Here is a 24760-nt window from a genome sequence, read left to right on the forward strand (position 1 = left end):
CTTCCCCCGGGATCACCGGGCTGCGTACACTCCGGGCCCGAGGCTCTGTCCGACACATCGAGCCGTCCGCCCGGCGTCGGCACCGGCCGGGGCGGGAGCGCGGAGAGCCGGAGAGAAAGAGGGGGTCGGAAATGACGGGAGAGCCCGCGTCCCGGCAGCCGGTGCCCCGGCGCGAGGTGGTGACCGGTGAGCCCCGTCGCGTACGCCCCCTGCCGCGCTACCGTGCCCAGGCCGAGATCGAGGAGCAGACCGCGCTCGGTGACGCCTATGTCCGCTCCCTGATGCGCAGTCAACTCCGGGCGGGACTCACCGCGTTCGCGCTTCTCGCGCTGGTCGCGGCCACGCTGCCGCTCGCCTTCGCCACCCTGCGCGACGCGACGGCGGTCTGGGTGGTGCTCGGCTTCGCCGCGTATCCGCTGCTCACCCTGCTCGCCTGGTGGTACGTACGGCGCGCGGAGCGCAACGAACGCGACTTCGCCCGGCTCGTGAAGGGCCGGCCCGTTCCGTGAACCAGAGTTACACGGTGGCCGCGGTCACCGTGGTCGTGCTCGCGACCGTCCTCGTCGGCGGCTTCGGGCTGCGGATATCCCGTACCACCTCCGACTTCTATGTGGCCTCCCGCACGGTACGGCCCGCGCTCAACGCCGCCGCGATCAGCGGCGAATACCTCTCCGCCGCCTCGTTCCTCGGCGTCGCGGGCCTGGTGCTGCTGCACGGCCCCGACATGCTCTGGTACCCGGTCGGCTATACCGCCGGCTATCTCGTCCTGCTGCTCTTCGTCGCCGCCCCGCTGCGGCGCTCCGGCGCGTACACCCTCCCGGACTTCGCCGAGGGCCGGCTCGAATCGCGTGCGGTGCGGCGGCTGGTGAGTGTGTTCGTGGTCGGTGCGGGCTGGCTCTATCTGGTGCCCCAACTCCAGGGCGCGGGGCTGACGTTGAAGATCCTCACCGGCGCGCCCGACTGGTTCGGCGGGGTGCTGGTCGCCCTGGTCGTGGTGGTGGCGGTCGCGGCGGGCGGGATGCGCAGCATCACCTTCGTCCAGGCGTTTCAGTACTGGCTCAAGCTCACCGCACTGCTCGTGCCCGCGCTCTTCCTGCTGCTGGCCTGGCAGGGCGACGGACGGCCGCGCGTCGACCTCGATCTGACGGCGGCCGTCGTCGGCCGCGCGGACCATCCGCTGTACGCGACCTACGGTCTGATCGTGGCGACCTTCCTCGGCACGATGGGGCTGCCCCATGTCGTCGTCCGCTTCTACACCAGCCCCAATGGCCGCGCGGCCCGCCGGACCACCGTGATCGTCTTGGCGCTGGTCGGCGCGTTCTATCTGCTGCCGCCCGTCTACGGCGCGCTGGGCAGGCTGTATGTCCCCGAACTTCCCTACGGTACGGAGGCCGACGCCGCCGTACTGCTGCTGCCGGAGCGGGCGATCAGCGGCCTCGGCGGGGATCTGCTCGGCGCGCTGGTGGCGGGCGGCGCCTTCGCCGCGTTCCTCTCCACGGCCTCCGGGCTGACCATGGCCGTCGCGGGGGTCCTCACCCAGGACGTCCTTCCCTCGCGGGGTGTACGCCATTTCCGGCTGGCCACCCCGCTCGCCATGGCCGTACCGCTCGGCGGGTCACTGCTGGTCAGCGGGATGCCCGTGGCCGACTCGGTGGGGATGGCCTTCGCGGTCTCCGCTTCGTCGTTCTGCCCGCTGCTGGTGCTGGGCATCTGGTGGCGCAGGCTCACGCCGCCCGGCGCGATCGCGGGACTGCTGCTCGGCGGCGGTCTGGCGTTCGCCGCCACGGTGATCACGGTGAGCGGGTCCGTACGGTCGGGCTGGCCGCACGCGCTGCTCGCCTGGCCCGCCGTCTGGTCGGTGCCCGTCGGCTTCCTCGCGATGATCCTGGTGTCCCTGGCCACGCGCGGCCGGATACCGTCCGGTACCAACGCGGCGATGACGCGGTTCCATCTGCCGGAGGTGCTGATGTCCGGCAGCCGCGACGGAGGCGCGAGCGCGAGCCCGTCCGCAAGCCCGTCCGCGAGCCCGGACGCGACGGGTGGCGGAACTGTCACGGGCAACGGGACGGGAGACGTGACGGGCAACGGGGCGGGAAACGTCACGGAAAACGTCACCGGAACCGGGGGCGCCGGATGAGCGGAGCCGCCCTCGCCGTACTGATCGTGCTCGGTCCGCTGCTCCTCGCGGGCGGCTTCGTACTCGGCCGGCGCACCGCGCGCCCCGAGCGGACCAGCGATGTCGGCACACCCGTGGAGCGCGCCACCTTCGAGACGCTGCACACCGCCTCCCTCGCCGCGCCCCCGCTACGGGCCGGTCTCACCGAGGAGAGCGCCCGCAAGGCGGCCCGCAGGCTGCGCTCCCTGCTCGGCACCGACGCGCTCTGTCTCACCGACCGGGAGAGGGTGCTCGCCTGGGACGGGTCGGGCGAACATCACGACCAGCAGGTGATGGCACAGGTCGAGGGACTCCTCGCCAGCGGACGCGGTACCGCCTTCGCGTGCGGCTGCGGCGATCTCGAATGCCCGCTGCGCTGGGGCGTGGCCGTCCCGCTGACCGTCGACCACCGGATCCTGGGCACCCTGGTCGCCTATGCGCCGCGCGAGTCGGCGGTCCTGGCCAGGGCGGCCGGTGAGGTGGCCCGCTGGGTCTCCGTACAACTGGAACTCGCCGAGCTGGACCGCTCCCGCACCCGGCTGATCGAGGCCGAGATCAAGGCGCTGCGGGCCCAGATCTCCCCGCACTTCATCTTCAACTCCCTCGCCGCCATCGCCTCGTTCGTCCGTACGGACCCCGGGCGGGCCAGGGAACTCCTGCTGGAATTCGCCGACTTCACCCGCTACTCGTTCCGCAGGCACGGCGACTTCACCACCCTCGCCGAGGAACTGCACTCCATCGACCAGTATCTGGCGCTCGTACGGGCCCGGTTCGGCGAGCGGCTCTCGGTCACGCTCCAGGTCGCTCCGGAAGTCCTGCCGGTGGCGATGCCGTTCCTCTGCCTTCAGCCGCTCGTCGAGAACGCCGTCAAACACGGCCTCGAAGGGGCCGTCACCACGAGCCGGATCACCATCAGCGCGCTCGACGCGGGCGCCGAGGCCGAGGTGGTGATCGAGGACGACGGGGTCGGTATGGAGCCGGACCGGCTGCGCCGGATCCTGCGGGGCGAGGGCGGCGCGTCCACCGGGATCGGACTGCTCAATGTGGACGAGCGGCTGCGCCAGGTCTACGGCGACGAGTACGGCCTGGTCATCGAGACGGGCGTGGGTGCGGGTACGAAGATCACGGTACGGATTCCCAAGTACCGCGCGGGCGTGCACGGCACCTGAGCGCCCCGCCCGCGTGCGCCGCCGGTCAGAACAGATGGATCGCCAGATGGCCGAGCGGCAGCCCGAGCTGCCAGGCCGGGGTCCAGATCTGGGGGCCCTCCGCCTCGCCGGCCGGGCACGGATCGTCGCACGCCGCGCCCATGGCATCGAGATCCGGCGCCAGCAGCTCCGTCTCCTCCAGCCACCGCCAGGCCGCGCCCGCCAGCTCCAGATCCGGATCGCGGGTCTCCCGGCCGGCCTCGAACGCGGCCGCCTCCAGTCGGTCGAGCCGCCCGCAGACCCACTCCCGCCAGCAGGTCCCGTACGCCGTGAGGGAGCGCCACTCCTCCATCCTGGCCACCACGCGCGGGCCGCCCACCGAACTGTCGGAGAGGAAGATCGTCAGGGCCAGCGCGTCCCGCCCCGCCCGGTATTCGAGCGTCGTCGGCGGCATCAGATCGCCGGTGCGCAACAACTCGTCGGCGATGTACTCCGCGTACATCCAAGCCATGGGCACCAGGAGACCGCCACCACCCGCCCCTTCGGTACATTCCGGACGCATCGCTCTTCCGCCTTCCTTTCTTCCCCCGAAGCCTGCTTCACGGAGCATTGAACCGGCGGTGGCCGCCCCGCGTGGCCAGAAAGGCAGGATCGGTCGGCGGACGGGAGAGGATTGTGACGGGTGTGGCCGAGGGTGACGCGTCCGACGATGGAGCGGACGATTCCGGCCCGCATGTGCGGTCGCTCCTGGGTGCCTACGTACTCGAAGCGCTCGCGCCCGCGGAGAACCGGCGGATCGCGGGCCATCTGGCGGAGTGCGGCCCGTGCGGCGCGGCCTATCTTGAGGTGGCCGACGCGCCGTCGTTGCTGGCGCTCCTGGACGAGGACGATCTGCGGTAGCCGGGCGCGCTGTAGCCGGGCAGTGAACGGGCCAGCGCGCGCAACGCGTAGTACGAACGGGACTTGACCGTGCCGGGCGGAATCCCGAGCACCCGCGCCGCCTCGTTCACGCTCAGCCCGCGGAAGTAGATCTGGGTCAGCACCGCGCGGTGCTCATGGCTCAGCGTCCGCACCGCATTCCGTACGTCGAGCACCGCGGCCGTGGATTCGGTGCGGTCCTCGGGGTCGGGCGTGGCGGCGAGAATCCCGTCGCTGACCTCCGTGGGCCGGGCCAGCCGGGATCTGCGGGCGTCGATCGCCAGCCTGCGGCCGACGGTGAACAGCCAGGGCCGCATGGAGTCGAAGGGCCCGTCGAACGCTTCGGGATGCTGCCAGGCGCGGACCAGCGTCTCCTGGAGCAGATCCTCGGCGCGCTGCCGGTCGCCGTACGTCAGACCCAGCAGAAAGTTCAGCAGGGCCGGTCCGTGTTCGCGCTGAAGCTCCGTCAGCGCCCGCTCGTCGGTCCTCTCCTCGGCCATGGCTGTGGTCATCGTGAACGCCCTTCCCGCCGGGGTCGCCGTCGTACGCGGCTCCGTTGCCGCCTGGCGTATCCGAACGCATGGCGACGCCGAGGGACAGACAGTGCACCGAGGTCTGCGACGAGCGGTCGCTCACTGCGGCGAGTGGTGCGGTGAACGGTCGGGCGGTGGCGTTTGGCCCCTTTCATGGCCACTGTCGGCTTGGTTAGTTGACAACCATTTATATGAACATATGGATTCTTTGGGACGGTATCCCCCCGGAAATGGAGCCTGCCCGATGACGAAGCGCATGCGACAGGGAGCGGTGGCCGCTGCGGCGCTGCTCATCGGAACCGCGGCGGCCTGTACCGGTCCCGAGCGGCCAGCCGCCCCGGTCCCGCACGGCCCGCCGCGGCCGGGCTCCGCCGCACCCTCCGCCGCGGGCGGCTCCACGCCGCAGCAGCGCGGATTCACGCTCGTCGCCTCGGGGGACGTGCTGCCGCACGACTCCGTCATCGACCGGGCGAACGCCGACGCGGACGGCGAGGGCTATGACTTCGGGCCGATGCTCGACAGCGTGAAGCCGGTGGTCTCCCGCGCCGATGTGGCGATCTGTCATATGGAGACCGTGTTCGGCGAGAAGGACGGCTGGTACAGCGGCTACCCGGCCTTCGTCTCCCCGCCGGAGATCCCCGCCGGTCTGCGGGCCACCGGCTACGACTCCTGCTCCACCGCCTCGAACCACAGCCTGGACGACGGAGCCGAGGGGGTGCACCGGACCCTCGACGCCTTCGACAAGGCGGGCGTCCGGCACACCGGTACGGCCCGCTCGGCCGCCGAGGCCGCGCGCCCCGCGCTGCTGACGGCGGGCGGAGCCAAGGTGGCGCAACTGGCGTACACCTTCGGCACCAACGACTATCCGCTTCCCGACGGGCAGCCCTGGGCCGTCGGCCTCATCGACGAGCGAAAGATCATCGCGGATGCCCGCGCCGCACGCAAGGCGGGCGCCGATGTCGTCGTGATCAGCCTGCACTGGGGGACCGAGTGGCAGACGGACCCCGACGAGCAGCAACTGAGCCTGGGCAGGAAACTCACCGCGTCGCGCACCGGTGGCCGCCCCGACATCGATCTGATCCTCGGCACCCACGCACATGTCCCGCAGCCGTACGAGAAGGTGAACGGCACCTGGATCATCTACGGGATGGGCGACCAGATCGCCGGGACGATGACCAACGACGACGGTGAGTTGGACGCACGGGGCAACCATGGCTCGATCGGCCGGTTCACCTTCGCGCCGCCCGCCGCGCCGGGGGAGCGCTGGCCGGTGAAGAAGGCCCAGTTCATCCCGCAGATGTGGGACCTCGACACCGGACGCGTGGTCAATCTGCCGGAGGCGGTACGGAGCGACTCCGAGCGGGACGACTACCGCGAGATCCAGTCGGAGATCAGCGAGGCGGTCCTGAGCCGGGGCGCGGCGGCGGACGGCCTCACCACGGGCCGCTGAGAGGGACGGCGGGCGCGTCGGGAGGGACGCGGGAGCGCGGTCGGGGGTTGTGGGGCGGAGGGAGCCGTACGACGCGGGCTACGGGACGACCGTCACTGGCCAGCGGCCCGCCTTGACCAGCCGTACCGCGACCGAGCCGATGATCCGGTGCCCCGCCGACTCCGAGGCGCCCACCACCACGGCATCCGCCTTCAGTTCGTCGGCCGCCGTGACCAGTCCGCTGTACGGGTCCCCGTGGAAGGTGTGGAACTCCCAGCGGACGTCCCAGACGTCCCTGACCCGTTCCACGGCCCCCCGGATCTCCTCCACCAGCCCCTCGGCGATCTCCCCGGTCGCCTCCGTGACCGGGGCGCCGAGGGCGGCGCCGGCCGCCATGACGGGCTGTACATAGACGATGGCGAGCAGGGCGTTCTGGCGCCTGGCGAGGCCGCTGGCGTACGCGGCGGCGCGGAACGAGGACTGCGAACCGTCCACGCCGACGACGATCACCTTCGGGCCGTCGGTACCACGTTCGAATTGAGTGGGCTGCTGAGTCACGGCACGCAGGGTATCCGCTCCCGGCGAACAGACCGGCGGCGGTCTCCCCGGAGCGTTGACCTCACGATCCGGCCGGACCAGGACGACACGCGCGGCGAGGCCGTGCCGGAGGGGTGCGGGCGGCCGATCGAGGAGTGGACCGATCCTGGGCCGCCGTCCCCTCGTGTCCGGGGCCTGCGGCCATTCGTGAGACACTTCCTTCGCGTCGGTGCACCGGCGCCGGGTTCTCTTCATGGCTCACCCCATCGGGTACTTTCCCCCGGATAACCGGTGTTGGTGAGCGGCACGGAGCATCCACCGTGCGAGCCATTGGTCATGAAAAAGGATCAGATGATTCCGGGGCGCCGTGCGGTCCTGCGGATCGCCGCCTGCGTCGGCGCCGCGCTCACCACTCGGCTGCTGACCGCGGGACAGGCCCAGACACCCGGCAGCCCCGCCGCGCCGCCCCCGGCGACCGGAGCACAGGCGGTGAGCAGGGCGGCCCCCCCTGTCAAACCCTCCGCATACCGGCTCCAGCCCATGACGGAGGGCGCGCAGCCCCGCTACCGCAGACCCCTGCCGCCGGTACGCAAGACACCCATCCTGGAGATGCCGGAACTGGGTCGCACGATGGTCCTCACCTTCGACGACGGGCCCGACCCCGACTACACCCCCGGCATCCTGCGCACACTGCGCCGATACGACGTTCGCGCGATGTTCTTCGTCTGCGGCGAGACGGCTGACACCCATCGCGACCTGTTGCGGGAGGCCGACGGCGACGGCCACATCATCTGCAACCACACCTGGTCGCATCCGCTGATGACCGCGCTCAGACCGTCGCGGATCCGTGACGAGATGGGGCGCACCAGCCAGGTGGTCGAGGACATCCTCGGCTACCCGCCCCTCTGGTACCGCGCGCCCTACGGCGCCTGGAACCGGTACGCCTTCGAGATCGGGGCCGAGATGGGCATGGAGCCGCTCGCCTGGACCGTCGACACCCTCGACTGGGAGACCCCCGGTACCGACACCATCGTCCGCAGAGTGGTGGACGGCGCCGGGCCGGGGGTCGTCGTCCTCAACCACGACGCGGGCGGCGACCGCTCGCAGAGTGTGGCGGCGCTGCGCCGCTATCTGCCGCGGCTGCTGGACGACGGGTACCGCATCGCCGTGCCTCATCGCTGAGGCCCCCGGCCGCTCCCGGCTGGTCAACGGGTCTTGACCAGCCGGGCGAAGACGACGACATTGCCGTCGTATCCGTTCGCCTTCGAGAAGCCGCCGCCGCAGGTGATCACCCGTAGCTCGGCGTGGCCGGAGTCGCCGTAGACCCGGGCCGCGGGGAAATCGTTCTTCGAGAAGACCTCCACCCCGTAGATCTCGAACACCGCCGTCCTGCCGTCGAAGCGCTCCACCTCGACCTGATCGCCCTTGTCCAGCGAGCCGAGACCGAAGAAGATCGCGGGTCCTGAGCTGTTGTCGACATGGCCGACGACCACCGTGGTGCCCCGCTGGCCGGGCGCGACACCGTTCTGGTACCAGCCCGCCAGATTCGGGTTCCGGGGCGGCGGGGCGGCGATCCAGCCGTCCGGGTCGAGGCCCACGTCCACGACCGGCGCGTCGACCCTGAGCGTCGGGATCCGCACCCGGGACATCGGTGCGTACGGCAGCGGCTTCACGATCGGCACGGAGTCGGTGGTGACGGCGCCCGCCGCCGGATCGGGCACGGTGTCCAGCGCGGCGGCCGCCGCGGGCTGCGGTGGTCCCAGCGGTACGTCCACCCCGTTGCGCAACATCGCGATGCCGGTGAGCATGACGAGAGCCAGAACGCCCCAGGGCGAGCGCTTTCTCGACTCCCGGGCGTTGTGGTCCATGCCCATAGTTCTCCCTCCGTGGACGTCTGCAGGCACGGTAAGGGCGTCGCAACCCGGGGGCGATCACTGAAAGGCGAATGGGTGGCGGGCGCCGGGCGGGCTGACCCATCCGAGCAACCGGAACATTAAAATCTCTGACGGTCTGTGACCTGCGGATCCGTCGGGCGGGCGTCCTCCTGACGGCGTGTCGGCTCACCGAGGTGGACCAGCCCCGAAATGCGGTATCCGCGAAGCCCGGTGAGGGTTCGTCATGGAGGGCGTACTCGTCGAATCTCCCGGAGCACCGCTTTGGGGCGCCTTCCGCTGGAGGTTCAACGATGCGTGCTTCACGCGCTCTGGCGGTGACCGCCGTCGCCTGCGCGGCCGTGGCGCTCTCCGCTCCGCTGGCCGTCGCCAACAACGGTCCGACCAATGTCACGATCAATCCGTTCGAGGTCCACCAGGGCAGCACGATCGAGATCAGTGCCCGCGGCTGCGGCCACGGAGGCACCGTCACGTCCAACGCCTTCCCGCGGGTCGATCTGTCCGTGAACGCGTCGGGGAACTCCACGGCGAGGGCCCGGATCCGTGACGACGCCACGCCGGGCAACTACAACCTGGCCGTCAGGTGCAGTGACAACGACAGGGTCGCGACACACCAGTTCCGGGTGCTGGAGGGGCTGGGCGCGCTGGGCGGGCTCGGCGGATCCATCGGTCCCAGTTCCACGGAGATGGCGGTCGGCGGCGGGCTCGTCGCCACGGCGGCCGTCGGTGGTTCGCTGTTCCTCGCGCGCCGTCGCGGGCCGGCCGGTGTGCGGGTCTGACCGGGCGCCCTTCTCCCGGCAGCCTCCACCGGGGGTCCGCGGGGCCCCGAACGCCCGTAGCCCCGAGTCCTGACCGAGGACTCGGGGCGGGGGCCTTTTCAGGGGCGGGGGCTTTTTCAGGGCAGGGGCTTTTTCCTGTGACGGGGACGCCCGGCGGCGTCCTGTGTAGGGGCGGCCGGTGACCCGGCCGCCCGTGATCAGTGCTTACGGTCCGCCGTACGCCGGCGTACGGCGTAGATCGTGCCGGTGGCCGCCGCGACCACCAGCGCCGAACCGGCCACGAGTTCGGTGGTGTTCATCCCGCCCATGCTGCCGCCGAGCCCTCCCCGCACACCTCCCGGTACGACGGTGGGGTCCGTGGTACGGGTGACCGTCGAGGCCGGTGCCGGGTTCCGCGTGGCGCTCGAGATCCGGAGGCTGGTCGTCCCCGACTGGCCGTTGCAGGTGAAGGTCACCTGATACGTGGCGCCGGCCTTCGCGTCCCAGTCGACCGTTGCGGTGGCGGACCGGCCCGAGGGGATGTTGACCGTGTCGAAGACCCCGGAGGAGGCCGTGGCGGTCGTACCGCAGTTGGTGACGGAGAGAGTCACCCTGCCGCCCGCCGCGACTGTGGAGGGTGTGACGGTGAATCCGAACGGCGCGTTTCCGCCGTTGACGGCGGCCGTCGCGGTGGGGGCGGTCAGTACGAGTGCGGACACTGCCAGCAGAGCGGCGGACGCGGCACGTATCGCGCGCATGGTGAATCCTCCGGGTCCCCGAGGAGCAGCTGCGGAACCGTTTCCACATCAGGATGGAAATGCACCTCGATGCGGGAAACGCTAGGAGCGCGTTATCACAGCCGCGATCGCTGACGGGCGAATGGGGCACGGGTGTCCCCCGGGCGGCGGACACCCGTACCCTGCTCGGGATCCGGTCGTCGCTCAGGACCCGATCTGCGGAAACAGATCGAGGAAGGGCGCCGCGGTCGCGCTGATCCCGCGGCCGTAGGGAGCGTCGAAGTTCCAGATGAGGAAGAGCAGGAACGAGATCAGCACGCTGAACAGCCCCGCCAGCAGCAACTCCCGGAACGTACGGCGGATCTGCAGGACGAAGATCAGCCCCACCGTGACCACGGCGCCGGTGATGAGGCCGAACCAGACGACCCCCGGCATGGTGGGGCCCGCGTTCTGCCCGCGCGCGCCCCGGGCGTCGTCGGCGGCGGCCACCTGGTCGACCAGCGGCTGGTACGCCTGTCCCTCCAGATCGGTCCTGGGCGCGTACTGGCTGACATCCGTGCGGATCCGGTCGAAGAGCTGGGTGCCCTTCGCGCTGAGAGCCTCGTGCTCGGACATGTGCGGCCATTCGGTGCGGACGACGTAGGTGACATAGGCGTCGACATCGGCGCGGATCCGGTCCCGTACCTCGGCGGGGTAGACCTGGACCCGCTGCCGTACCTCGTGCAGCGCCTGGGCCTCCTGGCGTACGGACTCCTGCGCCGAGCTGCGGCCCTCCCAGACGCCGGCGATCGCGAGGCCCAGCACGATCGCGTAGACCACGCCGATCATCATCGTCATGTAGTCCATGACGTCGGGTGTCTCGGAGGGGTCGTCGTCCTCGCGGACGCGGCGGTTGTTGATGACGACGATGGTCAGGACGACCGCGCAGGCGGCGGCCATCGCGATGCTCAGAACGAGCCATTCCGACATGAGATCTCCGTCGATCAGCGGGAGCGGGGACGCAGGACGGCTACGGCGAGCACGGCCGGGGCCGTGATCAGGAGCATCAGCAGAACGGGGGAAGGGCCGCTCCTGGGCTGATCACGGGTCGCCTTGCGATAGGAGGGCAGCGCCACCGACGACGGCGTGGGAGTCGCCGACGGGGTGGGCGAAGGCCGCGTGGGGCTCGGGGCCGGTGGCTTCGGCGGTGGCTTCGGCTTCGGCGCAGGCGGCGGTGCGGGTGGCGGCGCGGGCCGGGGCTGCCGGACAGGCGGCCTGACGGCAGGCGGGGGCGGCTCCGGTACGGCGCTGGGGGCCGGCGGAGGCGGGGGCGGTGACGGCCGGGGCGGCGGTGCGGGGGGCGGCGGCGGTGCCGGGGGTGTGGGTGGCGGCGGAGGGGTGGGCTTGGGCGGTTTCGATGGCTTGGGTGGCTTGGGTGGCTTCGATGGTTTCGGCGGCTTGGTGGGTGGCTCGCACGGCGGGGGAGGGGGCGGAGTGGGAGGCGGCGGGCAGTGGCCGCTTCCGACCACGGCGACGGCTACTGACAGACCGCCGGGACCACCCGGCCCGAGGGACGCGTAGGCGCAGCTGCTGGCCACAGCGGGCAGTGGGACTGCCGACAGGGATATGAGTGCGGCGGCCGCGAGCAGCCGTCCGACGAGTGATCCGTACACGGGCAGGAGTTTGTTCCTTCTCCGGCCGCGACACGCGGAAAAGCGCTCGAATTCCCCTGATTGGGGGGATGTGACGGCCATGGTCTTGCCCCGCGGAAGTTTTTTCCGGCCACGTTGAACGCGAGGCCGCCCCCGCTCCGTACTTAGGGCCATGAGCAGCGCAACCGGGCGCCTCAACTGGCCTACATACAACGGGAGTTGACATGAACACCTGGCGGAACGCCTCGCTCGCGGTGACCGCGGTGGCCGTACTGGCCCTGACGACGGCGTGCGGTCAGGAGCAAGGAACCGACACCAACGGCCAGTCCGTCGGCGCCGCCAAGCCGGCCGACGCCGGATACGGAGCGGACAGCGGCTACGGATCCGATACGGGCGCGGCGGCGGCCAGGCCGGCCGGTCAACTCGCCGTGTGGGACAGCAAGAAGCTCGGCAAGGTGCTCACCGACAGCGAGGGGTTCACGCTCTACCGCTTCGACAAGGACACGGCGAGCCCGCCCACCTCGAACTGCGAGGGTGACTGCGCGAAGGTCTGGCCGGTGGTGGCCGCGGGTGACGTGAAGGCCGCGGCGGGCACCGATGCCACGCTGCTCGGTGAGGTCACCCGCGCCGACGGCACCAAGCAACTGACCGTCGCCGGCTGGCCGATGTACCGGTACGCCCAGGACACCAGCCCCGGTGACGCCAACGGCCAGGGTGTGGGCGGTACATGGTTCGCCTCGGCTCCCGACGGCAAGAAGGCCGCGGTGGCCGGCTCCGGCTCCGACGCGGAAGCCACCCCCGCCGATCTTCCCGGACTCTCGGTCCGCAGGGATCCCAAACTCGGTGACATTGTGGTGGATTCGAAGGGAATGACGGTCTATCGGTTCACGAAGGACTCCGCCTGGCCGATGAAGTCGGCTTGCACTGGAGCCTGTCTGGAGAAGTGGCCGGTCGTCGCTCCGGTCGACAAGAATGACACCGAGGGGATCATCGAGAAGGGTTTCGTGACCTTCGACCGGCCCGATGGAATCAAGCAGCAGAGCATCGACTGCTGGCCGATCTACACCTTCGCCGGCGACACAAAGCCGGGAGATACCAATGGTCAGGGCGTTGGCGGCACCTGGTTCGCGGTTTCCCCGGATTCCAAGCTGGTCGGGGCGCCCAAGTAGTCCCCGCGCCGCGCGTCTCCGGCCCATCGGTCCGCCGCCGCACCGCTCCGTGCGGCGGCGGACCTGTCGCACGTGCCAGTGGCGTGTGACCAAGAACGGATCGCTAATTTCCGTTTGGGCTCGCTCTCTTGGCGGGCGATCAGTAGCCTCGGCTCGAACAACCGGCCGTGTACCTTGGCCGCATCCCGTGGCGACTTGTTGGAGACATCGATGGAGCGTCCCGCCTGGGCCCCGCAGGGCATCGACATATCGATGCCGAGCGTTTCCCGCATTTACGACTACTATCTGGGCGGTTCGCACAATTTCGAGGTGGACAGGGACGCGGCACGCAAGGCAATGGGCTTCATGCCGGGACTTCCCACGATCATGAAGACGAACCGCGCGTTCATGCGTCGCGCGGTGAAATTCGCACTGGACGAGGGCATCACGCAGTTCCTCGACATCGGATCCGGTATTCCGACCTACGGAAATGTTCATGAGGTCGCCCAGGCCGGCGACCCCGACGCCCGGGTGCTCTATGTCGATCACGACCCGGTCGCCGTCGCACACAGCCAGGCCGTTCTCGGCGGCAACGACAACGCTGCCATCGTGAGCGCCGATCTCCGCGAGCCCGGGAAGATCCTCAACAGCCCCGAGGCGCGCGGGCTGCTGGACCTGGAGCGGCCCGTGGCGCTGCTGCTCGTCTTCGTCCTGCACTTCCTGGAGGACGCGGACGACCCGTACGGCGCGGTGGCCGAGCTGCGCGACGCGCTCGCGCCCGGCAGCCTGCTCGTCCTCACGCACGCCTCGTACGACGGCGTGCCGCTCCCGCAGGAGCAGACGGGCGCCGCGGTCGCCGTCTACAAGGACATCCGCAACCCGCTGATCATGCGCACGCGCGAGCAGACCGCCCGGTTCTTCGGCGGCTTCGAGATGGTCGAGCCCGGTCTGGTGTCCATGCCGCACTGGCGGCCCGACAGCCCCGCCGACCAGGAGGACCCGTACGCCTTCTCGGGGTTCGGCGGAGTGGGACGCAAGGCGTGATGGTGCCCTCGCAGTCGAGAGCCGCCGAGAGTGAACCGGACGGCCTGGAAGACAGACTCCGGCGCTTCGCGACGATCTGGAGCCGGGCGATCTTCCCGGCGACGGCCACGTCTCTGACGCGCCCCGAATTCGAAACGCATCTGCTGCCGCTGGCCCGGGAGTTGCAGGAGGCGCTGCACGCGCACCTCTTCGACACCGCGCCCGCCACACGTGTCGGCACCGCCCTCGTGGCGGCGCACTGCACCGACCCCGAGGCCCTCGGCCGTACGCTCGGCGTCATCGACTCCTATCTGGTGCTGTACTGCGGTACGGAGGAGCTGACCGCGGAGGACAACCGCGCCCGCTGCGCCCGCCTCCAGCACTCCCTCGCCGCCGGCTTCGCCCAGGCGCTGCGCGAGCGCACGCTGAGCGAGCAGGAGGCCATCGCTCGCTCGGCGCTCGCCGCGCGCAACGACGCCGAGGACGCGCTGCACGCCACGCAGGCCCGGTTCCACGCGGTGTTCGAGGGCGCGGCCATCGGCATCGGCATCGCCGATCTCGAAGGCAATGTGCTGGAGGTCAACGACACCCTCACCCAGATGTTCGGCGGACTCGAACACCATGTCCGCAGCCGCAATGTGAGCGAGTGGGTCCATCCGGAGGACGCGCCCCATGTCTGGCGCCTCTACGACGAGTTGGTGCGCGGCGAGCGCGAGCACTTCCGGGTCGAGAAGCCGTTCTACCGCAACGACGGCACGGTGCTCTGGACCAATCTGACCCTCTCGCTGCTCCGGGACGCCGAGGGCGCTCCCCAGTATCAGCTGGCGCTGATGGAGGACACCACCGAGCGGCGGCTGCTCAATCTGCGGCTGAGATACGAGGCCACGCACGACGCGCTGACCGGACTGCCCAACCGGACGCTGTTCTTCGAGCGTCTGGAGAAGACGCTCTCGGCGGGTGGCGGCGCGCGCTTCGGCCTCTGCTATCTCGACCTCGACGGCTTCAAGGCGATCAACGACAGCCTGGGCCACTCGTCGGGAGACCGGCTGCTGGTCGAGGTCGCGGACCGGCTCCAGAGCTGCGCCACCGCGCAGGGCGAGATGGTGGCCAGGCTGGGCGGCGACGAGTTCGTGGCGCTGACCACCGGGCCCGACACCCAGCGGGGCGTGGTCGACCTCGCCTCCCGGATCCTCCACGTACTGGCCACTCCGGTCCGGCTCGACGGACGGGAGTTCACGGTCCGGGGCAGCATCGGCATCGTGGAGGGACCCGCCGCCGGGCGGAGCCCCGCGGAGGTGCTGCGCAGCGCGGATATCACCATGTACCGGGCCAAGGCCGCGGGCGGCAATCGCTACGAGGTGGCCGATCCGGAGGCCGACGCGCGCGCCATCACCCGGCACGGACTGACCACGGCGCTGCCCGCGGCCCTGGAGCGCGGTGAGTTCTTCATCGAGTACCAGCCGCTGGTGCATCTGGACGACGGCACGGTGCACGGCGCGGAGGCGCTGGTGCGCTGGTCCCATCCGCAGCACGGCGTACTGGGCCCGGACCGGTTCATCCCGCTCGCCGAGCACACCGGACTGATCGTGCCGCTCGGCCGCTGGGTGCTGGAACAGTCCGTACGGCAGGCCATGTTCTGGCAGCGCCAGCTGCCGGAGGGCACGGGGGTGCACTCGGCCGTACCGCTGCGGATCAATGTGAACCTCTCGCCGACCCAGCTGCACCACCCCGGGCTCGTCGCCGACACGGTCGAGGTGCTTGAGCGGATCGGCCTCCCGCCGGGCGCGCTCTGTCTGGAGGTCACCGAGTCCGCGCTGATCGGCGCGGACGAGGATCTGCTCAAGCCGCTGCGCCAGCTCTCCGAGATGGGCGTGGACATCGCGCTCGACGACTTCGGCACCGGCTACTCGAACCTGGCGAATCTGCGCAGGCTGCCGGTGAGCGTCCTCAAACTGGACCGTTCCTTCACCCAGGGCATGCAGCAGCATCCGGCGGACCCGGTCGATCTGAAGATCGTCGAGGGGATCGTCGCGCTCGCGCACAGCCTGGAGCTGGCCGTGACGGTGGAGGGCGTGGAGACCGGGGCGCAGGCGGAGCATCTGCGCCGGCTGGGCTGCGACACCGCCCAGGGCTGGTACTACGCCAGACCGGGGCCGCCCGAGCAGCTGCACATGCTGTCGCTCGCGGACGCTGTCTAGTGCCCCTCTCGGCAATGTTTGCCTCGTCGCGGCGTTGGCCACAAGCCCAGGTAGCTCCGCTACCAGGGCTTCCCGCCGCCTTGCGATCACACGCACCGGTCGCCGCTCCTTGCCGGGCAAACATTGCCGGTCGCGGCACTAGGACGCGACGTCCTGGACCCTGGTCCCCTTCGGGGCCGCGCTCTGTGTGGACAGCAGCACCTTCTGCAGTTCGCGCGCGGCGCGCGGCGGGGCGACATCGTTGCGATGGGCGAGCGCGATCGTACGGCGCAGCCCCGGCCTGGCCAGGGCGGTGACCCTCAGATCGCGCGCCCGCGCCGCGACCATGCTCGGTACGACCGCCACACCCAGACCGGCCCGTACGAAACCGAGGACGGCGTCCATCTCGCCGCCCTCCACGGTGAACGACGGCTCGAACCCCTCGGCCCGGCAAGCGGCCACCGTCAGCTCGCGCAGGTCGTAGCCGTGCCGGAACATCACCAGCGGCTCGCCCTCCAGATCGGCGATCCTGACGGGGCGCCGCGGGGCCGGGACGGCGGCCGACGAGACCACGACCAGATCCTCGTGCAGCAGCTCGACCGTGGTCAGCGCGGGTGACGCGGCCGGCAGGGGCATCACCACCAGGGCCAGATCCAGCGCCCCGCGCGCCAGCTCGCGTACGAGATCGTGTGAGCCGCTCTCCTCGATCAGCAGCTCGATACCCGGGTGCAGATCGTGGAAGGTCCGCAGGACGTCGGGCAGCAGTCCGGTGCACAGGCTCGGCGGCGCCCCCAGCCTGACCCGGCCGCGCCGCAGCTGGACCAGCTCCTGCACCTCGACCCGCGCGGTCTCGGTGTCGGCGAGGATGCGCCGGGCGAGCGGCAGCAGCGCCTCGCCCGCGTCGGTGAGGGCCACATTGCCGCGGGCGCGGCTGAACAGCTCGGCCCCCAGCTCCTTCTCCAGCGCTCTGATCTGCTGGGAGAGGGAAGGCTGCGAGACATGGACCCGTTCCGCGGCGCGGGTGAAGTGCCGGGTCTCGGCGACGGCCACGAAGTAGAGAAGTTGCTGGAACTGCATAAGAGCCAGGGTAGATCGTGCGATAGGAACAGGCTATGGAGATCAGCCGGACCATGTCTTGGACCTCTTGGCATCACCCGGCCTAGCGTGCTGTCCATGGCGCTGGCAACGCGGGGGACGGACCAACGGCCGTCCATGACCCGCACCCTCTGGGGATCAACGATCGGAAAAAAGACGGTCATGGCCGTGAGCGGCCTGATCATGCTCGGCTATCTGGTCGCGCACATGCTGGGCAATCTCAAGATCTTCTTCGGACCGCCGGAGTACAACGGCTACGCGCACTGGCTGCGGACCATAGGCGAACCGATTCTGCACTACGAGTGGGCGCTCTGGATCCTCCGCGTCGTCCTCGTCGTGGCCGTCGTCCTGCACGCGGTCTGCGCCTACCAGCTCAGCCGCCGTGACCTCGCCGCCCGCCCGAGCAAGTACGTACACAAGCGCGCCCGCGCCGGCTACGCCACCCGCACCATGCGCTGGGGCGGGATCATCCTCGCCCTGTTCATCGTCTGGCACATCCTCGATCTGACGACCGGCACGGTGCACTCCGGCGGCTTCCAGGCCGGCCACCCGTACCAGAACGTCGTGGACACCTTCTCCACCTGGTACGGGAACGTGATCTACCTCGTCGCGATGCTCGCCCTCGGGCTGCACATCCAGCACGGCTTCTGGAGCGCCGCACAGACCCTCGGAGCGGGCAACGCCGCCCGCGAACGCGTCCTCAAGGGCACGGCCAATCTGCTGGCGCTGGCGTTGACCGCGGGATTCGTCGCCGTACCCGTCGCCGTCATGACCGGAGTGGTGAGCTGATATGAACGAACCCACCGACTACGCCGAATACACCGTCGGAGAGCCGATCGCCGACACCAAGGCGCCGGACGGGCCCGTCGCCGAGCGCTGGAACCGGCGCCGCTTCGAAGCCAAGCTGGTCAACCCCGCCAACCGGCGCAAGCACACCGTGATCGTCGTCGGTACGGGCCTCGCGGGCGGCGCCGCCGGCGCCACCCTCGCCGAGCAGGGCTACCACGTCGTCCAGTTCTGCTACCAGGACTCGCCGCGCCGCGCCCACTCCATCGCCGCGCAGGGCGGCATCAACGCCGCCAAGAACTACCGCAACGACGGCGACTCCATCCAGCGGCTCTTCTACGACACCGTCAAGGGCGGCGACTTCCGGGCCCGCGAGTCCAATGTCCGCCGGCTCGCCGAGGTCTCGGTCGAGATCATCGACCAGTGTGTCGCCCAGGGCGTGCCCTTCGCCCGGGAGTACGGCGGACTCCTCGACACCCGCTCCTTCGGCGGCGTCCAGGTCTCCCGTACCTTCTACGCCCGCGGCCAGACGGGCCAGCAACTGCTGCTCGGCGCCTACCAGGCGCTGTCCCGGCAGATCGCGGCGGGCGCCGTCGAGATGCACCCGCGCACCGAGATGCTCGATCTGCTCGTCGTCGACGGACGGGCCCGCGGCATCGTCGCCCGTGATCTGATCACCGGCACGATCTCCACCTACTTCGCGGACGCCGTCGTCCTCGCCTCCGGCGGCTACGGCAACGTCTTCTATCTCTCCACCAACGCCAAGAACAGCAACGCCACCGCCATCTGGCGGGCGCACCGGCGCGGCGCCCATTTCGCCAACCCGTGCTTCACCCAGATCCACCCCACCTGCATCCCGCGCTCCGGCGAACACCAGTCCAAGCTGACGCTGATGAGCGAGTCGCTGCGCAACGACGGCCGCATCTGGGTGCCGAAGGCGCGCGGCGACCAGCGGCCCGCGGCCGAGATCCCCGAGGACGAGCGCGACTACTACCTGGAGCGGATCTACCCCTCCTTCGGCAATCTCGTCCCGCGCGACATCGCCTCACGGGCCGCGAAGAACGTCTGCGACCAGGGCCGCGGGGTCGGACCCGGCGGACAGGGCGTCTATCTCGACTTCGCCGACGCCATCGCGCGGCTCGGCCGCAAGGCCGTCGAGGAGAAGTACGGCAACCTCTTCGAGATGTACGAGCGGATCACCGCCGAGAACCCGTACGAGGTGCCCATGCGGATCTACCCGGCGATCCACTACACGATGGGCGGGCTCTGGGTCGACTACGACCTCCAGACCACCGTGCCGGGGCTGTTCGCGATCGGCGAGGCCAACTTCTCCGACCACGGCGCCAACCGGCTCGGCGCGTCCGCGCTGATGCAGGGCCTGGCCGACGGCTACTTCGTCCTGCCGTCCACCATCAATGACTACCTCGCCCGCAACCCGCACCACGACGAGATCGACGACTCCCACCCCGAGGTGGCCGAGGCGGTCGCCGACACCGAGGACCGGCTGCGGCTGCTGCTCGCCGTCGACGGCGACCGCACGCCCGACTCGTTCCACAAGGAGATCGGCGAACTCCTCTGGGAACACTGCGGAATGGCCCGCACCGACGAGGGCCTGCGCAAGGTGCTCGACCGGATCCCGCAGATCCGTGAGGAGTTCTGGCGCCGTATCAAGGTGCCGGGCACCGGCGAGCAGCTCAACCAGTCGCTGGAGAAGGCCAATCGCATCGTCGACTATCTGGAACTGGCCGAGCTGATGTGCCTCGACGCCCTGCACCGCGCGGAGTCCTGCGGCGGCCACTTCCGCGAGGAGTCGCAGACCGAGGGCGGTGAGGCCGCCCGCCGCGACGAGGAGTTCTCCTACGCCGCGGCCTGGGAGTTCACAGGGACCGGCACCGCGCCCGTCCTGCACAAGGAAGACCTCGTCTTCGAGTACGTCCACCCCACCCAGCGGAGCTACGCATGAGGCTCACCCTGCGCGTCTGGCGACAGCCGGACGCCGACGCCCCCGGCGCCATGGTCACCTATGGCATCGACGGCATCTCCGAGGACATGTCGTTCCTGGAGATGCTCGACACCCTCAACGAGGAGCTGATCCTCAAGGGCGACGAGCCGGTCGCCTTCGACCACGACTGCCGCGAGGGCATCTGCGGCGCCTGCGGCGTGGTCATCAACGGCGACGCCCACGGCCCCGAGCGCACCACGACCTGTCAGCTCCATATGCGGCACTTCGACGACGGCGACACCATCGATGTCGAGCCGTGGCGGGCCGGGGCCTTCCCCGTGGTCAAGGATCTGGTGGTGGACCGGTCCGCCTTCGACCGGATCATCGGGGCGGGCGGCTACATCACCGCCCCCACCGGCGCCGCGCCCGAGGCACACGCCACACCGGTCCCCAAGCCCGACGCCGACTTCGCCTTCGAACACGCCGAGTGCATCGGCTGCGGCGCCTGTGTCGCGGCCTGCCCCAACGGCTCGGCGATGCTCTTCACCTCGGCCAAGATCAACCACCTCAATGTGCTGCCGCAGGGCGCACCGGAGCGCGAGACCCGGGTCCTCGACATGGTCGCGACCATGGACGAGGAGGGCTTCGGCGGCTGCACCCTCACCGGTGAGTGCGCCACCGCCTGCCCGAAGGGGATCCCGCTGCCGTCCATCGCGGCGATGAACAAGGAGTGGCTGCGGGCGACCCGTAAGGTCTCACGCTCCTGAGGCTCCGCTACCGGGTCGCGGTCGGCACCCCCTCGTGGTCGTCGGCCGCCCCGCGCCGCACTCCCCGGGCGACGCCGCCGGTGGCGAGGGCGAGGGCCACCAGCAGCGCGCTGACCCACAGCGGCGCGCGGAAGCCGAGTCCGGCGCCGATCGCGACGCCGCCGGCCCACGGCCCGATCGCGCCGCCCACGTTGAACGCGGCCGTGGCGAGCCCGCCGGCCAGGGCCGGCGCGCCGGTCGCCGCGTAGAGCACCTGCGTGATCAGCGTGGAGCCGACGGCGAACGAGAGGGTCCCCTGGACGAAGACGAACGCGCCCGCCGCCACCGGGTTCCCGGCCGTCAGCGCGAAGACGGCCCAGCCGACGAGCAGCGCCGCGCCGCCGGCCACCAGCAGCGGGACGGGCCGTACGTCGGCGAGCCGGCCGCTGATGGTGACCCCGGTGAACGAACCCAGACCGAAGAGCGCCAACAGGACGGGCACCCACGCGGAACCGAGTCCGGCCACCTCGGTGAGGAGCGGTGCGAGATAGGTGAACGTACAGAACGTGGCACCGTTCACCAGCGCGCCCAGCAGCAGGGTCACCAGCAGCCGGGGCTCGCGCAGCGCGCGCAGCTCACGACGCGCGCTCGTCCGCGCCGGACCGGCGCCGCCGCTCGGCACCGCCCGCAGGATCGCGACGACGGCCGGTACCGATACGATCGCCACCGCCCAGAACGCCGCGCGCCAGCCCCACAGTTGACCGAGCAGCGCGCCGCCGGGCACGCCCGCGACACAGGCGATGGTGACCCCACCGAGCAGCGCGGAGGTGGCGCGCCCCTTGGCGTTCGGCTCGACCATGCCGGTGGCGGTCACCAGCGCCACGGCGAGGAACCCGGCGTTGGCCAGGGCCCCGATGACGCGGGTGACCAGCAGTACCCCGTAACTGGTGGTGACCGCGCCGACCACATGGACGGCGAGGAACGTGAGCAGGAAGACCAGCAGTGCGCGCCGTCGCGACCAGCGCAGACCGAGGATCGCCATCAGCGGCGCGCCGATGACCATCCCCACGGCGAACGCGGAGGTGAGCGACCCCGCCGCCGGGATGGACACCCCCAGATCGTGTGCGATGTCCGGCCCGAGGCCGGACAGCATGAACTCGGACGTCCCCATGGCGAAGACCGCCAGTCCGAGCAGGTAGAGAGCGAATGGCATAACAGAACTCCGCAACCACACCGTGGATCGTGTGACCGAATGGACCGACAAGGCGTCGGCGAAGGCGCCGACAAGGCAGCGGTGGGCCGCGGGAGTGTCCGCACGGACGCCGGTGATCGACGGTCCGGGCGGGAGATACGCGGCGACCACCGCGCGAAGGGCCTCCCGGCGTCAGGGAAGTGACGCCCGGTCGAGGCCGAATACAGTCCGTACTACGGCGATCCGATGGCGGCGGGTCGCAGACGACAGCGCCGACGGCCTCATGGGCCGCGGAGCTTGTCAACGCGACAACGCGAGCAGGCCACCGGACGACCGGTGGCTAGAGTCTTGACGCCTCGGGACTGGACATGGCCGCAGATTAGCGGGGCCGGGCACGCCATGTCGAACGTGTTTACCGGCGACCGCCGGGCGTTGCCGACGCGCGGGCGCCGCCGTCCGCGTCGTTGTCTACGCTGGCGGACGTGACACGGACGACGGGGAGCGGGATGACGGGGAACAGCAGGCCGCTGGCCATATTCGACCTGGACGGAACGCTGGCGGAGACCGGCCACCGTCAGCACTTCCTGGAGCGGCGGCCCCGCGACTGGAACGGATTCTTCGGCGCGGCCGGACAGGACACACCGCTGGCCGAGGGCGTACGGCTGGTGGCGGAGGCCACCGTGGAGTGCGAAATCATGTACCTCACCGGCCGCCCGGAGCGCTGCCGCGCGGACACGCTGGCCTGGCTGCGTGAGCACGGCCTGCCCGAGGGGCGGATCTGGATGCGGGGGAACAGCGACCGGCGGCCCGCGCGTACGACCAAACTGGAGATCCTGCGCGGACTGGCCGGGGGCCGGGAGGTGCGGATGCTGGTGGACGACGACGAACTGGTCTGTGACGCGGCCGAACGGGCGGGCTTCCGGGTCGTACGGGCCCGCTGGGCGAGCACGTCACAGGCGCTGAAGGACGCGCAGGAGCGCGAGGGCCGCACCTGACGACAGCGCGAGGGCCGCACCTGACGGCGCCTGGGCTCAGCCGGCGTCGTCGAGCCGGAAGCCGACCTTCAGTCCGACCTGGTAGTGCTCGATGTCGCCGTCGACGATATGGCCCCGTACCTCCGTCATCTCGAACCAGTCCAGACCGCGCAGCGTCTGGGAGGCACGGGCGATGCCATTGCGGATGGCGTCGTCGATGCCCTCGTGCGAGCTGCCGACGATCTCGGTGACCCGGTAGGTGTGGTGGGACATGGCGTCGCTCTCCTCTTCACGCGTCACGGGTGTCGCGGTCTCACTCCACCGTGCCCCACCACGTGGCGCTCCGCGAGACAGCCGGCGCCGGATGGCCCTCGGCCGTGCCGGGGACGGGCGTCATGGTCGCGTGCGTCCCCTTCCGTCTGCTTTCCGTTCCCTTCCGGGACTTGACCGGCCGTTTGGTCCATACCAAAATCCCACACACCCGTGCGAACCCGATTTCGCTCCCCCCACGTCGGGCCCTCTCTCCTGCTCCGTGCACTCACGCCAGAAGGTTGACCTACGTGAAGAACCGCCCTCTCGCCTGTTCCGTGGCTCTTGTGTCCTCCGTAGCCCTCGGCGGCTGCGGAATGCTGCCCGGTGGGGACGACTCCATGACGATCACCGTCTGGCTGATGAAGGACAGCGTCTCGGACGACTTCCTCAAGCGGTTCGTGACCGACTACGAGAAGGAACATCCGTCCGTCCAGCTCGACATCAAGATCCAGGAGTGGACCGGGATCGGCGAGAAAGTGCTGACGGCGCTCGACGGCGAGGGCACGCCGGATGTGATCGAGGTCGGCAACACCCAAGTCGCCCAGTACGCGGAGAGCGGCAATCTGCGCGATCTCACCCTGGAGTCGGTACGAGATCTCGGCAGCGAGGACTGGCTGCCCGGTCTCGCCCAGCCGGGCAGCATCAACGGCGCGCAGTACGGCATCCCCTGGTACGCGGCCAATCGTGTCGTGATCTACAACAAGGATCTGTTCGCGCTCGCCGGGATGGAGGAGCCGCCCAAGACCAGGGATCAGTGGCTGGACGACACCGCCGAGCTGAACCGCGGCGGGAACCAGGGCATCTATCTCGCCGGACAGGACTGGTACACCCTGGCCGGGTTCATCTGGGACGAGGGCGGCGAGCTGGCCGTCGAGTCCGGTGGCGAGTGGCAGGGGACGATCCATACGCCCGCCGCGCTGAGAGGCATGGACTTCTACAAGGACCTCCAGTCGCTGGGCAACGGGCCGAAGAACTCCGACGAGGCCAATCCTCCGCAGGCGGAGGTCTTCGCCAAGGGCGACGTCGCGCAGATCATCTCCACCCCCAGCTCGGCGCGGATCATCGAGGAGAAGAACCCCGAGCTGAAGGGCAAGCTCGGCTTCTTCCCCATTCCGGGCAAGACCGCGGACAAGCCGGGAGCCGTCTTCACCGGTGGCTCCGATCTGATCGTGCCGAAGAACTCGAGCCATCTCTCCGCCGCCGTCGAGGTGGTCAAGGCGCTGGCGGGCGAGACCTGGCAGACGGATCTCGCCCGGACCATGAGCTATGTGCCGAACAAGACGACCCTCGCCGGGGTCATCCGCGGCGACGCGAGCACGGCCGCGATGGCCGAGGGCGCCGCGCGGGGGCGGGCCACCCCGAATTCACCGCAGTGGGCGAGTGTCGAGGCCGACAACCCGATCAAGCCCTATATGACGGACGTTCTTGAGGGCAAGGACCCGGAGGAGTCGGCGAAGACGGCATCCGAGCTGATCAGCGTGACGTTGCTGTCCGGCTGAGGCCTCCGGTCCGGGCCGTGTCGCGGTCCCCGTGCTCCCGGCCATTCAGCCTTCTCACATCCGCGCTCCCCCGTGTGGTCATGTCAAATCCAGTCGGCCACGGAAGAAACAAGGTGCCGGGCCCCGTC

The 24760-nt window shown here is 70.3% G+C and carries 25 protein-coding genes; 15 read left to right on the plus strand and 10 right to left on the minus strand.

Going from position 1 to position 24760, the window contains the following annotated elements; genetic code table 11:
• Nucleotides 1-131 precede the first annotated feature (131 nt).
• The 3 genes from ACIRQP_RS13950 to ACIRQP_RS13960 are packed head-to-tail and all read left to right on the plus strand — an operon-like array spanning nt 132 to nt 3324.
• Complete coding sequence (locus ACIRQP_RS13950; RefSeq protein ID WP_403888350.1) at nt 132-509, plus strand: hypothetical protein; 378 nt, start codon at nt 132-134, stop codon at nt 507-509.
• Entirely contained in the window at nt 506-2137 is a 1632-nt protein-coding gene (locus ACIRQP_RS13955; protein WP_403888353.1) for a cation acetate symporter, read from the plus strand. Before ACIRQP_RS13950 ends, ACIRQP_RS13955 begins: the two co-directional genes overlap by 4 nt.
• Nucleotides 2134-3324 carry a sensor histidine kinase gene (locus ACIRQP_RS13960; protein ID WP_403888356.1) on the plus strand — a complete coding sequence of 397 codons (1191 nt, stop codon included), beginning with the start codon at nt 2134-2136 and terminating at the stop codon, nt 3322-3324. The genes ACIRQP_RS13955 and ACIRQP_RS13960 overlap by 4 nt, the downstream gene beginning before the upstream one ends.
• 25 nt (nt 3325-3349) lie before the next feature.
• Here ACIRQP_RS13960 and ACIRQP_RS13965 read toward each other — a convergent pair whose 3' ends face one another.
• Nucleotides 3350-3865 (minus strand): hypothetical protein, encoded by a 516-nt coding sequence (locus tag ACIRQP_RS13965; RefSeq protein ID WP_403888359.1) that lies wholly within the window; start codon nt 3863-3865, stop codon nt 3350-3352.
• A gap of 122 nt (nt 3866-3987) precedes the next feature.
• Here ACIRQP_RS13965 and ACIRQP_RS13970 point away from each other — a divergent pair, with 122 nt between their 5' ends.
• On the plus strand, nt 3988-4203 hold the full coding sequence (locus ACIRQP_RS13970; RefSeq protein ID WP_403888362.1) for a zf-HC2 domain-containing protein: 216 nt from the start codon (nt 3988-3990) through the stop codon (nt 4201-4203).
• On the opposite strand, the gene ACIRQP_RS13975 is transcribed toward ACIRQP_RS13970, so the two are convergent.
• Entirely contained in the window at nt 4140-4721 is a 582-nt protein-coding gene (locus ACIRQP_RS13975; protein ID WP_403888603.1) for a sigma-70 family RNA polymerase sigma factor, read from the minus strand. The genes ACIRQP_RS13970 and ACIRQP_RS13975 overlap by 64 nt on opposite strands.
• A 277-nt stretch (nt 4722-4998) precedes the next feature.
• Between ACIRQP_RS13975 and ACIRQP_RS13980 the strand changes: the two genes are divergently transcribed.
• On the plus strand, nt 4999-6204 hold the full coding sequence (locus ACIRQP_RS13980; protein ID WP_403888365.1) for a CapA family protein: 1206 nt from the start codon (nt 4999-5001) through the stop codon (nt 6202-6204).
• A gap of 78 nt (nt 6205-6282) precedes the next feature.
• Here ACIRQP_RS13980 and ACIRQP_RS13985 read toward each other — a convergent pair whose 3' ends face one another.
• Nucleotides 6283-6741 carry a universal stress protein gene (locus ACIRQP_RS13985; protein WP_403888368.1) on the minus strand — a complete coding sequence of 153 codons (459 nt, stop codon included), beginning with the start codon at nt 6739-6741 and terminating at the stop codon, nt 6283-6285.
• 315 nt (nt 6742-7056) lie between these two features.
• Here ACIRQP_RS13985 and ACIRQP_RS13990 point away from each other — a divergent pair, with 315 nt between their 5' ends.
• A complete protein-coding gene (locus tag ACIRQP_RS13990; protein WP_403888371.1) occupies nt 7057-7902 on the plus strand; it encodes a polysaccharide deacetylase family protein in 846 nt (281 codons plus the stop codon).
• A gap of 23 nt (nt 7903-7925) precedes the next feature.
• Here the strand turns inward: ACIRQP_RS13990 and ACIRQP_RS13995 are convergent, their stop codons facing one another.
• Nucleotides 7926-8594 carry a class F sortase gene (locus ACIRQP_RS13995; RefSeq protein WP_403888374.1) on the minus strand — a complete coding sequence of 223 codons (669 nt, stop codon included), beginning with the start codon at nt 8592-8594 and terminating at the stop codon, nt 7926-7928.
• Nucleotides 8595-8905: 311 nt separating this feature from the next.
• Between ACIRQP_RS13995 and ACIRQP_RS14000 the strand changes: the two genes are divergently transcribed.
• Entirely contained in the window at nt 8906-9391 is a 486-nt protein-coding gene (locus tag ACIRQP_RS14000) for a hypothetical protein (RefSeq protein WP_403888377.1), read from the plus strand.
• A gap of 197 nt (nt 9392-9588) precedes the next feature.
• Here ACIRQP_RS14000 and ACIRQP_RS14005 read toward each other — a convergent pair whose 3' ends face one another.
• The 3 genes from ACIRQP_RS14005 to ACIRQP_RS14015 form a co-directional block, all read right to left on the minus strand.
• The gene (locus ACIRQP_RS14005) at nt 9589-10128 is read right to left on the minus strand and encodes a hypothetical protein (RefSeq protein WP_403888380.1); all 540 of its coding nucleotides are present in this window, start codon (nt 10126-10128) and stop codon (nt 9589-9591) included.
• 183 nt (nt 10129-10311) lie between these two features.
• Nucleotides 10312-11076, minus strand: coding sequence for a hypothetical protein (locus ACIRQP_RS14010; RefSeq protein ID WP_403888383.1), 765 nt, complete (start codon nt 11074-11076; stop codon nt 10312-10314).
• Between the two features lie 111 nt (nt 11077-11187).
• A complete protein-coding gene (locus tag ACIRQP_RS14015; protein ID WP_403888385.1) occupies nt 11188-11562 on the minus strand; it encodes a hypothetical protein in 375 nt (124 codons plus the stop codon).
• A 400-nt stretch (nt 11563-11962) separates the two neighbouring features.
• Here ACIRQP_RS14015 and ACIRQP_RS14020 point away from each other — a divergent pair, with 400 nt between their 5' ends.
• From ACIRQP_RS14020 to ACIRQP_RS14030, 3 genes are all read left to right on the plus strand, one after another.
• Nucleotides 11963-12907, plus strand: coding sequence for an SCO0930 family lipoprotein (locus ACIRQP_RS14020; RefSeq protein WP_403888388.1), 945 nt, complete (start codon nt 11963-11965; stop codon nt 12905-12907).
• 210 nt (nt 12908-13117) lie between these two features.
• The gene (locus tag ACIRQP_RS14025; protein ID WP_403888391.1) at nt 13118-13930 is read left to right on the plus strand and encodes an SAM-dependent methyltransferase; all 813 of its coding nucleotides are present in this window, start codon (nt 13118-13120) and stop codon (nt 13928-13930) included.
• On the plus strand, nt 13930-16107 hold the full coding sequence (locus tag ACIRQP_RS14030; protein ID WP_403888394.1) for a putative bifunctional diguanylate cyclase/phosphodiesterase: 2178 nt from the start codon (nt 13930-13932) through the stop codon (nt 16105-16107). The genes ACIRQP_RS14025 and ACIRQP_RS14030 overlap by 1 nt, the downstream gene beginning before the upstream one ends.
• A gap of 138 nt (nt 16108-16245) precedes the next feature.
• Here ACIRQP_RS14030 and ACIRQP_RS14035 read toward each other — a convergent pair whose 3' ends face one another.
• Entirely contained in the window at nt 16246-17163 is a 918-nt protein-coding gene (locus ACIRQP_RS14035; RefSeq protein WP_403888396.1) for a LysR family transcriptional regulator, read from the minus strand.
• A 96-nt stretch (nt 17164-17259) separates the two neighbouring features.
• Between ACIRQP_RS14035 and ACIRQP_RS14040 the strand changes: the two genes are divergently transcribed.
• The 3 genes from ACIRQP_RS14040 to ACIRQP_RS14050 are packed head-to-tail and all read left to right on the plus strand — an operon-like array spanning nt 17260 to nt 20676.
• A complete protein-coding gene (locus tag ACIRQP_RS14040) occupies nt 17260-17970 on the plus strand; it encodes a succinate dehydrogenase (protein ID WP_403888399.1) in 711 nt (236 codons plus the stop codon).
• Between the two features lies 1 nt (nt 17971).
• Nucleotides 17972-19930, plus strand: a complete 1959-nt coding sequence (locus tag ACIRQP_RS14045) for a fumarate reductase/succinate dehydrogenase flavoprotein subunit (protein WP_403888402.1) — start codon at nt 17972-17974, stop codon at nt 19928-19930.
• Nucleotides 19927-20676 (plus strand): succinate dehydrogenase/fumarate reductase iron-sulfur subunit, encoded by a 750-nt coding sequence (locus tag ACIRQP_RS14050; RefSeq protein ID WP_403888404.1) that lies wholly within the window; start codon nt 19927-19929, stop codon nt 20674-20676. Before ACIRQP_RS14045 ends, ACIRQP_RS14050 begins: the two co-directional genes overlap by 4 nt.
• 7 nt (nt 20677-20683) lie before the next feature.
• Here the strand turns inward: ACIRQP_RS14050 and ACIRQP_RS14055 are convergent, their stop codons facing one another.
• Nucleotides 20684-21868 carry a Cmx/CmrA family chloramphenicol efflux MFS transporter gene (locus ACIRQP_RS14055; RefSeq protein ID WP_403888407.1) on the minus strand — a complete coding sequence of 395 codons (1185 nt, stop codon included), beginning with the start codon at nt 21866-21868 and terminating at the stop codon, nt 20684-20686.
• Nucleotides 21869-22353: 485 nt separating this feature from the next.
• On the opposite strand from ACIRQP_RS14055, the gene ACIRQP_RS14060 reads away from it, so the two are divergent.
• Nucleotides 22354-22842, plus strand: a complete 489-nt coding sequence (locus tag ACIRQP_RS14060) for a hypothetical protein (protein WP_403888606.1) — start codon at nt 22354-22356, stop codon at nt 22840-22842.
• Nucleotides 22843-22878: 36 nt separating this feature from the next.
• On the opposite strand, the gene ACIRQP_RS14065 is transcribed toward ACIRQP_RS14060, so the two are convergent.
• Nucleotides 22879-23094, minus strand: a complete 216-nt coding sequence (locus ACIRQP_RS14065) for a dodecin (RefSeq protein ID WP_403888410.1) — start codon at nt 23092-23094, stop codon at nt 22879-22881.
• A 287-nt stretch (nt 23095-23381) separates the two neighbouring features.
• Between ACIRQP_RS14065 and ACIRQP_RS14070 the strand changes: the two genes are divergently transcribed.
• The gene (locus ACIRQP_RS14070; protein WP_403888413.1) at nt 23382-24632 is read left to right on the plus strand and encodes an extracellular solute-binding protein; all 1251 of its coding nucleotides are present in this window, start codon (nt 23382-23384) and stop codon (nt 24630-24632) included.
• The last annotated feature ends 128 nt before the right edge of the window (nt 24633-24760 follow it).

Origin of the sequence: Streptomyces sp. NPDC102274, assembly GCF_044766385.1 — a bacterium.
GTDB lineage: Bacteria > Actinomycetota > Actinomycetes > Streptomycetales > Streptomycetaceae > Streptomyces.

What these genes read in the sequence shown, in the direction of transcription:
- ACIRQP_RS14005 (WP_403888380.1), bottom strand. Translation starts at nt 10,128, where the DNA reads ATGCGCGCGATACGTGCCGCGTCCGCCGCTCTGCTGGCAGTGTCCGCA.
- ACIRQP_RS13990 (WP_403888371.1), top strand. Translation starts at nt 7,057, where the DNA reads ATGAAAAAGGATCAGATGATTCCGGGGCGCCGTGCGGTCCTGCGGATC.
- ACIRQP_RS14000 (WP_403888377.1), top strand. Translation starts at nt 8,906, where the DNA reads ATGCGTGCTTCACGCGCTCTGGCGGTGACCGCCGTCGCCTGCGCGGCC.
- ACIRQP_RS13950 (WP_403888350.1), top strand. Translation starts at nt 132, where the DNA reads ATGACGGGAGAGCCCGCGTCCCGGCAGCCGGTGCCCCGGCGCGAGGTG.
- ACIRQP_RS13960 (WP_403888356.1), top strand. Translation starts at nt 2,134, where the DNA reads ATGAGCGGAGCCGCCCTCGCCGTACTGATCGTGCTCGGTCCGCTGCTC.
- ACIRQP_RS14010 (WP_403888383.1), bottom strand. Translation starts at nt 11,076, where the DNA reads ATGTCGGAATGGCTCGTTCTGAGCATCGCGATGGCCGCCGCCTGCGCG.
- ACIRQP_RS14030 (WP_403888394.1), top strand. Translation starts at nt 13,930, where the DNA reads ATGGTGCCCTCGCAGTCGAGAGCCGCCGAGAGTGAACCGGACGGCCTG.
- ACIRQP_RS14060 (WP_403888606.1), top strand. Translation starts at nt 22,354, where the DNA reads ATGACGGGGAACAGCAGGCCGCTGGCCATATTCGACCTGGACGGAACG.
- ACIRQP_RS14035 (WP_403888396.1), bottom strand. Translation starts at nt 17,163, where the DNA reads ATGCAGTTCCAGCAACTTCTCTACTTCGTGGCCGTCGCCGAGACCCGG.
- ACIRQP_RS14045 (WP_403888402.1), top strand. Translation starts at nt 17,972, where the DNA reads ATGAACGAACCCACCGACTACGCCGAATACACCGTCGGAGAGCCGATC.
- ACIRQP_RS14050 (WP_403888404.1), top strand. Translation starts at nt 19,927, where the DNA reads ATGAGGCTCACCCTGCGCGTCTGGCGACAGCCGGACGCCGACGCCCCC.
- ACIRQP_RS13965 (WP_403888359.1), bottom strand. Translation starts at nt 3,865, where the DNA reads ATGCGTCCGGAATGTACCGAAGGGGCGGGTGGTGGCGGTCTCCTGGTG.
- ACIRQP_RS14055 (WP_403888407.1), bottom strand. Translation starts at nt 21,868, where the DNA reads ATGCCATTCGCTCTCTACCTGCTCGGACTGGCGGTCTTCGCCATGGGG.
- ACIRQP_RS13980 (WP_403888365.1), top strand. Translation starts at nt 4,999, where the DNA reads ATGACGAAGCGCATGCGACAGGGAGCGGTGGCCGCTGCGGCGCTGCTC.
- ACIRQP_RS14065 (WP_403888410.1), bottom strand. Translation starts at nt 23,094, where the DNA reads ATGTCCCACCACACCTACCGGGTCACCGAGATCGTCGGCAGCTCGCAC.
- ACIRQP_RS13975 (WP_403888603.1), bottom strand. Translation starts at nt 4,721, where the DNA reads ATGGCCGAGGAGAGGACCGACGAGCGGGCGCTGACGGAGCTTCAGCGC.
- ACIRQP_RS13995 (WP_403888374.1), bottom strand. Translation starts at nt 8,594, where the DNA reads ATGGGCATGGACCACAACGCCCGGGAGTCGAGAAAGCGCTCGCCCTGG.
- ACIRQP_RS14040 (WP_403888399.1), top strand. Translation starts at nt 17,260, where the DNA reads ATGGCGCTGGCAACGCGGGGGACGGACCAACGGCCGTCCATGACCCGC.
- ACIRQP_RS14025 (WP_403888391.1), top strand. Translation starts at nt 13,118, where the DNA reads ATGGAGCGTCCCGCCTGGGCCCCGCAGGGCATCGACATATCGATGCCG.
- ACIRQP_RS14020 (WP_403888388.1), top strand. Translation starts at nt 11,963, where the DNA reads ATGAACACCTGGCGGAACGCCTCGCTCGCGGTGACCGCGGTGGCCGTA.